Source organism: Paracandidimonas soli, from assembly GCF_004342005.1.
GTDB classification, from domain to species: Bacteria; Pseudomonadota; Gammaproteobacteria; order Burkholderiales; family Burkholderiaceae_B; genus Paracandidimonas; species Paracandidimonas soli.
This window is the reverse complement of record NZ_SMBX01000003.1, coordinates 315014-328984: the sequence shown is the minus strand read 5'-3', so window position 1 is coordinate 328984 and position 13971 is coordinate 315014. Positions and strand designations below refer to the sequence as shown.

11 protein-coding genes are annotated in these 13971 nt (G+C 55.8%); all 11 read left to right on the top strand.

Going from position 1 to position 13971, the window contains the following annotated elements; translation table 11 throughout:
* Positions 1 to 57: 57 nt before the first annotated feature.
* Complete coding sequence (locus EV686_RS08525) at positions 58 to 3507, top strand: molybdopterin-dependent oxidoreductase (protein WP_132475625.1); 3450 nt, start codon at positions 58 to 60, stop codon at positions 3505 to 3507.
* Positions 3508 to 3539: 32 nt separating this feature from the next.
* A complete protein-coding gene (lhpI, locus tag EV686_RS08520) occupies positions 3540 to 4487 on the top strand; it encodes a bifunctional Delta(1)-pyrroline-2-carboxylate/Delta(1)-piperideine-2-carboxylate reductase (protein ID WP_132475622.1) in 948 nt (315 codons plus the stop codon).
* Positions 4488 to 4544: 57 nt separating this feature from the next.
* Positions 4545 to 5912: a short-chain fatty acid transporter gene (locus EV686_RS08515; RefSeq protein ID WP_207901718.1), complete on the top strand. Its 1368-nt coding sequence runs from the start codon at positions 4545 to 4547 to the stop codon at positions 5910 to 5912.
* Between the two features lie 698 nt (positions 5913 to 6610).
* On the top strand, positions 6611 to 7384 hold the full coding sequence (locus EV686_RS08510; RefSeq protein ID WP_165972553.1) for an SDR family NAD(P)-dependent oxidoreductase: 774 nt from the start codon (positions 6611 to 6613) through the stop codon (positions 7382 to 7384).
* A gap of 65 nt (positions 7385 to 7449) precedes the next feature.
* Positions 7450 to 8550, top strand: coding sequence for a TRAP transporter substrate-binding protein DctP (dctP, locus tag EV686_RS08505; protein ID WP_132475614.1), 1101 nt, complete (start codon positions 7450 to 7452; stop codon positions 8548 to 8550).
* 87 nt (positions 8551 to 8637) lie between these two features.
* Positions 8638 to 9117, top strand: coding sequence for a TRAP transporter small permease (locus EV686_RS08500; RefSeq protein WP_132475611.1), 480 nt, complete (start codon positions 8638 to 8640; stop codon positions 9115 to 9117).
* Positions 9114 to 10436, top strand: coding sequence for a TRAP transporter large permease (locus tag EV686_RS08495; RefSeq protein WP_165972552.1), 1323 nt, complete (start codon positions 9114 to 9116; stop codon positions 10434 to 10436). The genes EV686_RS08500 and EV686_RS08495 overlap by 4 nt, the downstream gene beginning before the upstream one ends.
* A gap of 5 nt (positions 10437 to 10441) precedes the next feature.
* Positions 10442 to 11203 (top strand): SDR family NAD(P)-dependent oxidoreductase, encoded by a 762-nt coding sequence (locus EV686_RS08490; protein ID WP_165972551.1) that lies wholly within the window; start codon positions 10442 to 10444, stop codon positions 11201 to 11203.
* The gene (locus EV686_RS08485; protein ID WP_132475603.1) at positions 11193 to 12164 is read left to right on the top strand and encodes an alpha/beta hydrolase family protein; all 972 of its coding nucleotides are present in this window, start codon (positions 11193 to 11195) and stop codon (positions 12162 to 12164) included. Before EV686_RS08490 ends, EV686_RS08485 begins: the two co-directional genes overlap by 11 nt.
* Positions 12165 to 12201: 37 nt before the next feature.
* Positions 12202 to 13059 (top strand): isocitrate lyase/PEP mutase family protein, encoded by an 858-nt coding sequence (locus tag EV686_RS08480; protein ID WP_132475601.1) that lies wholly within the window; start codon positions 12202 to 12204, stop codon positions 13057 to 13059.
* Between the two features lie 249 nt (positions 13060 to 13308).
* Positions 13309 to 13956, top strand: a complete 648-nt coding sequence (locus tag EV686_RS08475) for a GntR family transcriptional regulator (protein WP_165972550.1) — start codon at positions 13309 to 13311, stop codon at positions 13954 to 13956.
* The last annotated feature ends 15 nt before the right edge of the window (positions 13957 to 13971 follow it).

Sequence of the window (13971 nt, the reverse complement as noted above, 5' to 3'; positions counted from 1 at the left end):
ATCTTTTAGGATGCTGGAAACTCGAACTATTGGATGCTCCGAAGGAGACTCGTCACCATGTCAACGCAGAAACATGGCTATTGCACCTTATGCCGTTCGCGTTGCGGAACCATCAACACCGTTCACAACGATACTTTGGTCCGTGTCGATCCCGACACCAGCCACCCGACCGGCAGCGCCATGTGCACGAAAGGCCGTGCCGCGCCCGAACTCGTGCACAGCCCTCATCGCATCCTGCATCCCATGCGGCGGACCACTCCCAAAGGCTCTCCGGATCCAGGCTGGGAACCGATCACCTGGGACCAGGCGCTCGACGAAATCGCAGACAGGTTCGGCAAGATACGCGAAGAAAGCGGCGCCGAGGCGGTTGCGTTCGGCGTGACCACGCCCAGCGGCACGCCATTGTCCGACAGCATCGACTGGATCGAGCGGTTCGTGCGCGCTTTCGGCAGCCCGAATATCGCATACGGGACGGAAGTCTGTAATTGGCACAAGGACTACGCCCATATGTTCACGTTCGGTTGCGGCATCCCTGTCGCCGACTACCCGAACGCCGATCTCATACTGCTATGGGGCCACAACCCCACCAATACATGGCTTGCCCAGGCCAATGCCATCGGCGAGGGCAGGCGCGCCGGCGCTCGCCTGGTGGTGGTCGATCCGCGCCGCACGGCGCTGGCGGCGGAAGCCGACGCATGGCTGCAGGTCAAGCCGGGAACGGACGCTGCACTGGCGCTGGGCCTGGCCAACCTGCTCCTGTCCACCGGGCGCTATGACCATGCGTTCGTTCGCGACTGGACCAATGCCCCGCTCCTGGTGCGAGCCGACACCGGCCGCTTCCTGCGCGCGGGCGACATATGGGCGGACGCGGAAAAACCCGACGCCTGGGTCGCCTGGGATCTGGAATCCATGCAGCCCGTGCCCTACGACACTCGTCGTCATGGCTGTGCGCAAGGCGCGGCATCGTTCGCATCGCAAGGAGAATATGTGGTAGAGATCGACGGCCGGCCGACCGTCTGCCATACCGTGCTGGAAAAGCTGGCACAACGCTGCAGCATATATTCTCCCGCCCATGTCGAAGCGATAACGGGAGTGGCGGAGTCAAGCCTGCGGGCCGCAGCCAACCTGATTGCGCAGAGCTCGTCCATCGCCTATCACTCATGGTCGGGCGTCGCGCAAAGCACCAACGCCACCCAGACGGACAGGGCGATCGCCGTCTTGTACGCATTGACGGGCAGCTTCGATACACCGGGCGGGAATCGCCTGTATGCCAGACAGCCAGTCAAGCCGGTCAACGGGCTGGACCTGATCCCCGAAGCCCAGCGGGCGAAGGCGCTGGGCCTGAAAGAACGCCCACTCGGCCCGGCGGCGATGGGCTGGGTGATTGCCCGCGATCTCTACCGGGCGATACTGACAGCGGAGCCCTACCGCGTACGGGCATTCATGGGCTTCGGCACCAACCAGCTGTCATCCCAGGCCGACGTCGACATGGCGCAGGCGGCATTCCGGCAACTGGAGTTCCACGTACATTGCGATCTGTTCGAAACACCTTCCTCCAGGTACGCCGATATCTTCCTGCCCGTCAACACGCCCTGGGAGCGCGAAGGGTTGCGCATCGGCTTCGAGATCAGCCAGTCCGCGCAAGATCTGGTGCAACTGCGCCCACGGATGGTCACGCCCCGCGGCGAATCCCGGTCCGACAACGAGATCGTGTTCGACCTGGCGTGCCGGCTGGGCATGAAGGACGTGTTCTTCGACGGACGAGTGGAAAAGGGCTGGGATTATCAATTGTCGCCGCTGGGCGTGACAGTCTCCGACCTGCGCCGCGAAGGCGGCAGCATGCGCCTTCCGCTGGCTCACCACGACAGGAAGTACAGCCTGCCTCCGGCACCGGGCGTCCAGGGCAACGGAAAAAACGATAGCGTCTCCGGCTTCGATACACAGACCAGGCGGGCAGAGCTTTATTCCGAACTGCTGTTCCGCCACGGCTATGATCCCCTGCCCGGCCATGACGATCTGCTGTCCGGGATGCGGCAAGACGGCCAGGAAACTTATCCGTTCACGGTTACATCGCGGAAAAACGGATACTACTGCCACAGCCAGCACCGTTCCCTTGCGTCCCTGCGCAAACGGTCCAGAATGCCCGAGGCCATCATCAATCCCCTCCTGGCGGCGGAGAAAAACATCGAGCCGGGCGATTGGGTCCGCATCACGACGCCTGCAGGCTCGGCGCGATTCATTGCGACGCTCGATACTCACCTCAGGAAAGACGTCATCTATGCGGATGTCGGCTGGTGGCAGGCATGTCCGGAACTCGGCGAGCCCGGCTACCCCGTTCGGGGAGCGGACAACAGCAACTACAACGGTCTGATTTCCGCGGAAAAGGTGGATCCGATCAGCGGCTCGGTGCCAATGCGCCAGTTTCCCTGCGCCATCGAACGGGATCCCGCATTCGACCTGAGACAACGCCTGTGGACCGGACGGCGCGACTTCTTCGTCTCCGCCATGAACCGCGTTGCCGACGGCGTACTGGAACTGACTCTGTCGCCCAAAGACTGCGGCGCGCTGCCCGACTATCGGCCGGGCCAGCACATCGGCATCGAAGTCCCGCTGGGCGACGACGCCGCAATCATGCGCAACTACTCCTTGATCGGCGCCGCACGCGACCCCTCGCGACAAAACTACCGGATAGCGGTACGCCACCAGCGCGGACTGGACGAATCCGGCGAAGCCTGGGAAGGAGCGATGTCCGGCCACCTGCATGCGAACACCCGCGTGGGATCGATCATCAAAGTGGGAGCGCCGAGCGGATCGTTCATCATCCCCGAGCATTCCGAACAGCCTATCGTCCTGTTCGCCGGCGGGATCGGCATTACACCGTTCCTATCCTATCTCGAATCATTACTGGATGCGCCTGACATGCCGGAAGTCTGGCTGCACTACGCAAACAGGAACAGGCTGTCGACAGCATACGGCGACCGTTTGCAACAGATCTGCGAGCAATTGCCCCGCCTCATTCTCCGGAATTATTACAGCCATCCACTGGCGGGCGACGCGGACCCTCCTGAGCTGCTGGGAGCCCATGCAGTATCGGACGACTTGATCGAAGCCCGGGTGCGCTTCTATATGTGCGGCCCTCCCGCGATGATGGACAGCATCCGCGAAGGACTATGCGCGCGGGGCGTGCCGGCGTTCGATATCTTCAGCGAGGTGTTCCGTTCGCCCCCGTCCGTGGATCTCAACAGCTCAGCGCGCTTTGAAGTATGTTTCACCAAGTCGGATAACACCAAGGCGCAATGGACCGCGGAACGCGGCACTCTGCTCAAGTTCGCGGAGGACCTTGGGCTGTCCATGCCCAGCGGCTGCCGCGTCGGGCAATGCGAAAGCTGCGCGGTCCGGATCGTGTCCGGACAAGTGCATCATTTGCATGGCGCAGAGCCGGACGATCCATCGGTGTGTCTCACCTGTCAGGCCATACCCACGGAAGACCTCGTGCTGGACGCTTGAAACTCGAAGCTTTTCTATCTGGATTAAGTTGAATGAAGGTATTTGATCAGGAAACCACGCAATCAGTGTTGTCTTTCGAGCGCTTCATACCCGCGCTGCGCGAAGCTTTCGTAACGCAATGCCATGTGCCGCCGCGTCATGTGCATCGCATCGGCGAAGGGCCGGACGCCATGACAACGCTCATCATGCCTGCATGGGCGCCCGACGGACTGCTGGGCGTCAAAATCGTCAATATCGCCCCCGGCAACAGCGCGCTCGGCAAGCCGGGATTGCATTCCACCTATCTGCTGTACGACGCCTCCACCGGCGAACCGCTGGCGCTGATCGACGGCAACGAAATCACCTCCAGGCGCACGGCGGCCGCATCGGCGCTGGCGGCATCCTTTCTTGCACGCGAGGATGCATCCCGCCTGCTCATCGTAGGGTCGGGACGAGTCGCAAGCCTGCTGGCCGACGCCTATGCCGCCATTCGCCCGATTGCCGAAGTCCTGATCTGGAACCGGCGCGAGGAGTCGGCTGCCACCCTGGCCGAAGACCTGAAGTCACGCGGCTTCGAAGCCTCGGTCGCCAAAGATCTGTCCGAAGCGGCAAGCGCCGCCGACATCATTACCTGCGCGACTCTGGCCACGCAGCCGCTCATCCAGGGAGCATGGCTGCAGCCGGGGTCTCATCTTGACTTGATTGGAAGCTTCACGCCAGAATTACGGGAAGCCGATGACCAGGCATTCAAGGGTGCGCGTATCTATATCGACACTCCGGAAGCCTTGGTCAAGTCCGGTGAGATGCTTGGACCAATGTCTCGCGGCATTTTCGAGGCAAACGACATTGCCGGAACGTTGGAAAGCTTATGCAATGGAAGCGCAGCGGGACGTAGATCACCGCAAGAACGCACGGTTTTCAAATCCGTGGGAACGGCATTGGAGGACTTGGCCGCGGCGACACTGGTCTACGAGCATGGGAGCGGGATCGGAAAGCAGTAAATCTCCGGTTTCGTGAGCGAGATGTCAACCTCTACACATAATCATAAAGGCACGCAAATGTCACAACAACGCAATCATGCCGGCTCGTCCGGCCTAATGGGACCGATCAACAACTTCCTTGAACGGTGGATTCCGTCAGCCATGACTTTTGCCATGGCCCTGACCATCATCGTGGCCCTGATGGCCCTGCTCATGACCGACACGGCGCCCACGGATATCGTCAGGTACTGGGGCAACGGCCTTTCCGGCATCCTCGCCTTCATGACCCAGATGTGCCTGATTCTCCTGCTTGGCCACATCCTGGCGAATACCGGTCCTATCCGGAAGGTCCTGATCGCCCTGGCGCGCGTCCCGTCCCGCCCGGCGGTAGCCTACATGTTCGTTTTCGTCATCAGCGCCGTGCTTTGCTATTTCGTCTGGGGCCTGGGGCTGATTGCCGGAGCGGTGCTGGCGCGAGAAGTCGCCGTCCAGGGCCGTGCAAGAGGGATCAAGCTGCACTTCCCGCTGCTCGTTGCCGCGGGCTATTCGGGCTTCATCGTCTGGCACATGGGATATTCAGGCTCCGGCCCGCTGACGGCCGCCACGGAAGGCTCCTTCCTGTCCGCCGCCCTGGGCGGAGGCACGATCCCGGTATCGGAAACGATATTCACCTGGTGGAATACCGCCGCCGTGATCCTGGTCATCATCGTATGCGCCGCGCTTTTCTGGCTGGTATCCCCCAAGGACGAATCGCGCGTCTACGAACTGCCCGCCAATGTCGGCTCCGAAGAGCACGATGAAGCGAAATATGAAGTCGTCACGCCTGGCGACAGGATGGATGCATCCAGGATCCTCGTGTTTATTTTCGGCCTGGCGCTGCTCGCCTACCTGATCATTCATTTTTCGAGAGGCGGCAGCATCACCCTGGACATCGTCAACTGGTCCCTGCTTACACTGGTGCTGCTGTTCACGAAGAATGTGTTCGAACTCATCCACCTCACCAAGAACGCCGCATCGAGCGTCGGGGAAATCCTCCTGCAGTTCCCGCTGTACGCCGGTATCCTGGGCATCATGCAGCATACCGGGCTGATCGCCCTGTTCTCGGACGCATTCGTCTCCATTTCGACGCAACAGACGTTCGGTGTCCTGGCATTCCTTTCGGCAGGCATCGTCAACTTCTTCGTGCCGTCGGGCGGCGGCCAGTTCGCAGTTCAAGGCCCCATCATGCTCAATGCCGCCCAGCAGCTCAACGTGGATCCCTCCATAGCGATCATGGCGGTGGCTTACGGAGATCAGTGGACCAACATGCTGCAGCCGTTCTGGGCGCTTCCCATCCTGGCGATCGCCGGACTGAAGATGCGCGACATCCTGGGCTATACCACCGTGACGCTGATCGGATCGGGCGTCGTGATGATGGGAGCCCTTTGGATCGCGTCATCAGTTTGACCTCGAAGCATACATTCCCCGTACATTGCTGATGAGGCGGGGAAGCCGCTAACAAGAAAAGAGCATGGGCCGCAAGGCTCATGCTCTTTTTGCATCAGCTGTCCTGCGCCAGGAACCCGCCGCTCTGGTGGGACCACAGCTTGGCGTAGACGCCATGCGCCAGCGTCTCGACCCACGAGTCGGGAAATGCGGCGAAGCATGTACCTGCTCTTCGGCAGTCACGCCCACAAGTCAGGCCGGAAAGAGTGAGCGCGCCTTTTTTGACAAATGCCGAAGCCGCGGATGCGCGAAGCCCCAGACATCCGCATGCGGATAAGCCATTTTTAAGAAATATATAGTTACTATTTTGTTGACAAAATAGTCGATTATAAAGTTAGCATTGGAGTCATCCACAAATCAATAATCAGGAGACAACCATGTTCAGAAACCCGAGGGGCCAGTCTTGGCCCTCTCCACTCAGTCCGTGCTCGCCGTTGTCGCATCTGTTCAAACCGTAAGGTCGTAAAAAATCACCCCTGCCCCCATCCATATGGGCACAGGCTTTCAAGATTATTTCCGATAACCGGAACTCCATCTTGCAATCGAATAGAGACTGTTTTTCCGAGTCGGGGGTATCGACCCAGCATATGCGCGCCATCTGACAATAAAAACATCCGGGGCGGGTTATTAAATCAAGGATGATGAGCGAGAGAGACAATATGAATGCAAACAAACGGTTTGATCAGAAAGTAGTTGTTGTAACCGGCGCCACATCAGGCATAGGAAAAGCCACATTGGCCGCGTTTCACAGGGAGGGCGCGCGAATAGTTGCAACAGACTTGAGCACTGATGCTTTAGGCAATTTGGCGGACGAATTTCCCGGAATAACATGGGTAGCTGGCGATATCACAGACCCAACCACTTCCGAGCGCATTGAATCGCATTTGCACGAACACGGCTACGGATTAAATGTTCTGGTCAACTGCGCGGGCGTAGGGCACGCAAAGCCAATCGAGCAGCTAACCGTGGATGAGTGGGATCACATCATCAAGGTCAATTTGTACGGTACTTTCTATCTCACACACCGACTCGGACCAATCATGATTGCCGCTCAAAGCGGTGTGATTGTCAACGTAGCATCGATGGCGGGACTAAATGGCATTCCCCACAATGCAGCCTATGTCGCATCCAAACATGCCGTCGTGGGCCTTACAAAATCCTTGGCGATTGAATGGATGCGCCATGGCATACGCACGAACTGCATCTGCCCGGGGCTGACAAATACAAATCTGGTAGCTTCATTGACCAGGGAATCTCCCGAAATATTTGATGCCCGGCGCCGCAATATCGTGAACAAACGTATGAGTGAGCCTGAAGAGCAAGCAGCGGCTATTTTATTTTTTGCGTCGGACGAGGCCTCCTACATCAATGGCCTGATCGCAAACATCGATGGAGGCGGCCACTCGCTTTATTCTGGATATTCTGCACTTTAATGCTTTAAGTGACCTGCTGCACTTTTTCAGCATGACTCAAAGAATTTTTATATAAAGGAGACATCATGAATCGCCGTAAAGTATTGCAGTTTATGACGCTTGCATCACTCAGTGGTACGTTGCCGATGTTAAATACGGCACACGCGCAAGGAAAAAAACATGTATTTGTAAACCATACTTATTCGAATGATGTGCTATATGACCTTGTCATTATCCGCTGGTTCTACGAAGAACTGGAAAAGCGCTCCAATGGGCGTTATACCGCCAAGTTCTATTACAACGAAGCATTGACAAAAGCGGCTGACCAAGGCTCCGCCGCGGCATCCGGCACAATCGATTCATTCTTCAACAGCCTCGGCTACAACCCCACCGAATTCAAGCTTAACCGGGTCTTTGAACATGTCGGCCTGACGAACAGTTTCTATGTTCAGGGCAAGGCGATCATGGACTTGTACAACAGTGAGCCCTTGATTCGCCAAGAATGGGATAAACAGGACATCGTTCTGATCGCTCCCGTGCTGCAGACCGAAATGGCCATCACCTCCAAAAAGCCGATTCGTAAAATTGAAGATCTTCGGGGCCTGAAACTCAGAGGATACGCCCAGTCGGGACAAGCGCTGTCCATGCTGGGTTCTGAAATCCTGACCATTGCCGCCCCGGAGCGTTATGACGCCTTGGCCAAGGGTGTTGTGGATGGCATGTCTGGAATCGCAGTCGACGTTGCTTACGGCGAACGTCTGCACGAAATGTCGCCTCACTTTGTCGATATCGGTCTTGGCGTGTATTCATTCACCTACTTTGCGATGAGCAAGCCTACATTTGACTCATTGCCGCAAGAAGACCAGGCGATGATCAAAGAACTGGGCGCTGAAGTTCTTGAAAAGATGAAGACCGGTTTCATAGATCTGTACAAGACCATAATTCCAGGCATGGTTGACAAGCACAAGTCAACCTTCTATGAATTTAGCGAGGAACAACGCGCGGAAGTCCTGAAGATCGTCACCCCAAAAATTTGGGAAAACTGGGTCGCAGAGATGAACAAAGCCGGTTTTCCCGGTGAGCGGATTCTGAATCAATATATGGAAGCGGTAAAAAAACATGCGCCGGGTGATACCTACAAAAGCGCATTTGCCGTATATCGCGAAATGTATCCTGATGCAGCCTGAATGCCTCTGCCATTCCAGACATGGCTACCCGGACAGGTAGCCATGTCTGGCTTGTTCTGAAAAAAACCGGACAAATCAGGAGCATCAATGAAACTAATCCAACATATTGAGCGATGGCTGCGCCGCATATTGCTGGCGATCAGCATGTTGACCACCGCCTTCCTGGTGGTTCTTATCCCGCTGAACATTGCCGTGAGGGCCTTATCCGGACAGGGCTGGGGTGCATCCGTCCAGATTGTTGAGCTTGCAATGGTGATCATCATTTTTTTTGCGCTGGCTGAAGCTGAAGCGCGCAAAGAGCACGTCGATGTGAGCTTGTTCACCAACATGCTGGGCACACGCACGCGTGCCGTAGTAAGGTTTTTTGAACGATTGCTTTATGCTGCGTTTGCGACGCTTCTCGGCTATTACACCTTGCTGCGAGCCATTCGCTCCTTTGAGCGAGACGAAACCATGTGGGCAGGTGTATCTGTCATATTGCAATGGCCATTCCGTTTCATTCTTCCGATTGGCCTGGCTGCATTGCTGCTCACAATCATCGTGCATCATTTCAAGGAATCATCATGAGTGATGTCACTATTGGATTTTTAGGCATAGGCCTGCTGCTGGTGCTGCTTGTTTTGCGCTTTCCAGTCTGGGCAGCTCTTGCATGTTCTGGCGCCGCGGGGCTGACATATATTCGTGGATGGGGATCAACAGTCAACGCCCTCTCCAATGGACCATGGTCCACCGTATCCAGCTATGTGCTCAGTGCGGTCCCTTTGTTCATTCTGATGGGATCGCTCGCCTACTACAGCGGAGTCACCCAAGGCGCCTTCCATGCCGCTTACCAATGGCTTGGCCGTTTACGCGGTGGATTGGCCATGACCGTAATCGCAGCCTCGGGCGTATTTGCGGCTACTACGGGCTCCAGCGTCGCAAGCGCTGCCACAATGGGTCGGGTCGCTTTTCCGGAAATGAAACGCTATAACTACAGCCTGAAGCTGGGGGCTGGCGCGATTGCTGCCGGGGGCTTGCTGGGAATAATGATTCCACCCAGTATCATTTTCATCATTTATGCATCAATGGCGGAAGTATCTGTCAGCGAGCAATTGCTCGCAGGCCTGTTTCCAGGCTTGTTGACGATCCTCGTATTTATGCTGGGGATCAGTCTGATCTGCCATATCGATAAAGATGCCGGACCGCCCGCACCCGCCATACCTCTCAGGCAGGCACTGGCAGCCTTGAAACAGTTCTGGGGTGCATTTGTACTCATGGTCGTCGTGATCGGAGGAATTTATAGCGGCATTTTCACACCCACAGAATCCGCAGGCGTCGGCGCTTTTGTCGCATTGATCATTATGGTGTGTACCCGAAGAGCAGGATGGAAAACACTATTAAGCGACATCATCGAATCCTTGATTTCAATGTCGGTATCCACGGCAATGATTTTTGCATTGCTGATCGGCGCCAGCATCTTTTCAATCTTCTTGAGCCTTGCCGGCCTCCCTCAAGCTCTGATCGGACTGGTCAATGGTCTGGATGTTTCACCGCTTACGGTTCTTTTAATTGTGCTGGCGTTGTATCTGCCGATCGGTATGTTCCTGGACTCCATATCCAGCCTGATCGTAACCATCCCTATCGTCCTACCCGTGATCAAGGCCCTGGAGATGGATCCAGTCTGGTTTGGCGTTCTTGTCTGCCTGATGATCGAAATTGGTCTTTTAACACCCCCGGTCGGCATGAACGTCTTTGTGGTGAAAGGCACGGCTCCTCCGGAATTGAGTTTGCCCGATGTTTATTGGAGTGTCATTCCCTTTATTTTGATGCTGCTTTTAGTATTGGCGCTGCTCATCGCGTTTCCTGAAATAAGCCTATGGCTACCGGCCAACTCTCGAGGAGATTAAGCAGGATGCAACGATTGAAAAACAAAATAGCCGTCGTTACAGGAGGATCGTCAGGAATCGGTCTTGCGATCGCCGAACGATTTTCCAGCGAAGGCGCACGCATCATCAGCCTGGATCTCAACGAAGCTGCCGACAAGCCTCACATTCATTTCATAAAAACGGATGTATCGTCCTCAGAAAATGTGAATCGCAGCTTTGCACAGATTGCTGCTGAATATGACAAAGTGGATGTACTGATCAACAACGCTGGTATCAGTTGGTCGATTCCGATGATAGATATTACGGACGAACAGTGGGCTCAAATGCTCGCCATTCACCTCAATGGCAGTTTTTACTGCGCACGCGCTGCAAGCCGGTTGATGATCGACACCCAGACGCCCGGAGCCATCATCAACATGTCTTCAGTCAGCGGCATTGTAGGCTCTGACGGCCGTGCAGCATACGGGGCGGCCAAAGGCGGAATCATCACACTCACGCGCGTCATGGCCGTCGAATTGGCGCAGCATCGGATTACTGTGAACAGCATTGCGCCAGGGCCGATATTGACGCCATTGATAAAGAATCTTTGGGAAGACGTCAAAGAATATCCTCGTGACGTACCGTTGAAACGATTCGGAATGCCGGAAGAAATAGCCCATGCGGCTCTCTTTTTAAGTTCGGATGAAGCCCGATTTATTACCGGAATCGTTCTTCCAGTCGATGGAGGCTTCAGCATCACAGGAAAGGTGAATCGCGACTTGCCAACGGACGGTATTAATGCACCTTAAAGCCATACACGGCTACTTTATTGGGGGCGAATTACGTCGCCTGGAGACATTCCCGGACCGGCTTATAAGCCTGGCCACAAATGAGGCTCCGGCTCTGAGCTCGGCGAATGGCGATTACGTTCTAGGACAGATCTATGTGCAGCATTACCAGCCATGCGCGCCACGTTATGAGAGTCCTCTTTTACTCTGGCATGGAGGGGGGCTGACCGGAGCATGCTGGGAAAACCCTCCGGGAGGCGGCCAGGGGTGGCTATCTGATTTACTTTGCAGAAATGTCGAAGTGATCGTCTCGGATGCCTACGAACGTGGTCGTTCAGGCCAGCCACCCTATCCGCAGGTGCTGGCTGACCCTCCGCTTTTCCGCCCTCTGGACGACGTGTGGCACAGCTTTCGTTTCGGCAATGCTCACGATTATCCAGGTGCTCATGATGCAGCATTGCTGCGTCGAAAATCCCATAGCGGCCTTCAGTTTCCCATTGAGCATCTCGCAGAGTTCGGCAAGCAAATGGTTGCAAGATGGTCGACGACAGATGAACAAACCTTCAAGGCCTACCAATGCCTGATTGAAAAAACCGGTCCGTGCATGATCCTGGCACACAGTCAAGGCGGTTATTTCGCACTCAAGGCAGCCTTGCAATCACGGGGGATCAATGCCGTCATCGCGCTAGAGCCTTCGGGTGTCCCCGACGAGCCGCCTTCGACGGGACGCGATATTGCGTCACATTTGTTCATCTGGGGCGACTACATTGCCGGACGTGATGGTCCATGGGCTCGCAGACGCGAGCGGGCCTGGAACTATGCACAGAAACTGACATTACTCGGCGTTGAAGTATGTTGGATCGATTTGCCGGATATAGGCATTTCAGGCAACAGCCATATGCTAATGATGGATTCCAACCGCACTTTGCTCTTGAACCTGATTATGGAGTGGATAGATCAACATAAACAACCTATTCACTGAAACATTCGAAAACAAAATTCTATCGGAGAGATACTGCATGACTCAATCGATCAATAAAAAGAATCTGGCTTTGAAAAATCTTATTCAAGAGCGTGATTTTTTGGTGGTACCCGGCATCCATGATGGCTTATCCGCAAGACTGGCCGAAGCCCATGGCTTTCCGGCCATCTACGTAGGCAGCTATGCCACTGCAGCATCAGGCTACGGAATTCCGGACGTCGGCGCACTGTCATTGACGGAAATGGCGGAATACAGCGCACGTATTGCTGATGCGGTCAGCATTCCAATTATTGCCGACGCCGAAGACGGCTTCGGAAACCCCGCCAATATCTGGAGAACCGTGCGCGCTTTCGAGCAAGCGGGTGTGTCCGCCATTCACATTGAGGATCACGCATTTGGCAAGCATCTGAATACGCCGCACAAGTACACCCCCTTGCCGGAAATGATCGAGAAAATCAAAGCAGCACTGGATGCCCGTCAAGACGAAAACTTCCAGATCATTGCTCGCACCGACGTCTTGTGGGATGACAAAGATGAGGGCGAAGCCATTAAGCGCGCAAATGCATACGCAGAAGCCGGTGCGGATATGGTTTTTGTCGTTGGCAGTACATTCGACATCAAATCGGTACGTTCACAAATCCATGCAAAGCTCATGACCGTGAACCTTGGACCAACGACACTTGCAGAGGAAAAAGACTCAGGCGCCAATGTCATTTTGTATTATGGATTCAGCCTATATGCTGCATACCAGGCAGTCAATGCTTCTTTAAAGCAACTGGCATCCGATCCGGAAAGCCGCGGAAATCTATCCTTATTGGACGATGCCTCTGAATTCGAAACGTTCATGGACTATAGCGGCTTTGCCGAGCGCGCCAGAAAATACAATATGTTCTAGCCTATATTCATCATTTGTACCGCCAGGGATCGCGGCAGCCAGTCCACATGTGCCGCGATCATTCGCCTTCCTTCGCCATGCAGCCGCAACGATATGTTCCCCCTCCGATAGGAACCGAGGGAAGCCGAAGCAGAAATTCATTTCAACCACGCATCGTCCGGGACAATCACAAGACAGATTCCGTACGGTACACTTTGGCATAAGCTATCCCGTTTGTTTATGGCTTTGCACACTAACAACCACACATCCATGACCAAACCTGCCGCTGTCGACGTGGAGGCGATCCTACGCGACCGAATCAGCCGCCGAGAAATCCCTCCCGGAGCCAAGCTCAGGGAATTGCCACTCACGCAAGAGTTCGGCGTCAGCCGGGCCAGCATCCGGCAAGCCTTTGCCGCGCTGGAACAACGCGGACTTGTGAAGCGCGTCCCCAACCAGGGCGTCACCGTCATGGCGCTTACGGCGGCTGAGCTCTTCACCATTTACGATGTTTTCGAACTACTGGAAGGGCTTTGCGCCAGGCTTGCCGTGCAGAACTCCGAACCTGGATCCTGGCGGGACCTGGTCGACCTGTTCGGTGCCGATCTGGAAAAATCCATCGCGGACGGAGATTGCGATCGCCTGTTCGACGCCATCATGACCTATCGCCGACGTACGGTGGCCGCGGCTGACAACCCCACGCTTTCCGCGTTCCTGGACAGCATCTACGACAAGACGCAAGTCATCATCCGCCGCACCCTGGTCCTGCCCGGCCGCGCCGCCCAAAGCTTCAAGGAACATCGTGAGATCATCGCCGCCATGCAGGCGGGCGACGCGCTTCGCGCAGAAGCGTTGAAGCGGTCGAATATGCGAACAGCCCGCGAGTTCCTTGTCCGCTATATCGATTTCGTCCTGTAGCCAGCCGGCCATGCC

What these genes read in the sequence shown, in the direction of transcription:
- EV686_RS08525 (WP_132475625.1), top strand. Translation starts at nt 58, where the DNA reads ATGTCAACGCAGAAACATGGCTATTGCACCTTATGCCGTTCGCGTTGC.
- lhpI (WP_132475622.1), top strand. Translation starts at nt 3,540, where the DNA reads ATGAAGGTATTTGATCAGGAAACCACGCAATCAGTGTTGTCTTTCGAG.
- EV686_RS08515 (WP_207901718.1), top strand. Translation starts at nt 4,545, where the DNA reads ATGTCACAACAACGCAATCATGCCGGCTCGTCCGGCCTAATGGGACCG.
- EV686_RS08510 (WP_165972553.1), top strand. Translation starts at nt 6,611, where the DNA reads ATGAATGCAAACAAACGGTTTGATCAGAAAGTAGTTGTTGTAACCGGC.
- dctP (WP_132475614.1), top strand. Translation starts at nt 7,450, where the DNA reads ATGAATCGCCGTAAAGTATTGCAGTTTATGACGCTTGCATCACTCAGT.
- EV686_RS08500 (WP_132475611.1), top strand. Translation starts at nt 8,638, where the DNA reads ATGAAACTAATCCAACATATTGAGCGATGGCTGCGCCGCATATTGCTG.
- EV686_RS08495 (WP_165972552.1), top strand. Translation starts at nt 9,114, where the DNA reads ATGAGTGATGTCACTATTGGATTTTTAGGCATAGGCCTGCTGCTGGTG.
- EV686_RS08490 (WP_165972551.1), top strand. Translation starts at nt 10,442, where the DNA reads ATGCAACGATTGAAAAACAAAATAGCCGTCGTTACAGGAGGATCGTCA.
- EV686_RS08485 (WP_132475603.1), top strand. Translation starts at nt 11,193, where the DNA reads ATGCACCTTAAAGCCATACACGGCTACTTTATTGGGGGCGAATTACGT.
- EV686_RS08480 (WP_132475601.1), top strand. Translation starts at nt 12,202, where the DNA reads ATGACTCAATCGATCAATAAAAAGAATCTGGCTTTGAAAAATCTTATT.
- EV686_RS08475 (WP_165972550.1), top strand. Translation starts at nt 13,309, where the DNA reads ATGACCAAACCTGCCGCTGTCGACGTGGAGGCGATCCTACGCGACCGA.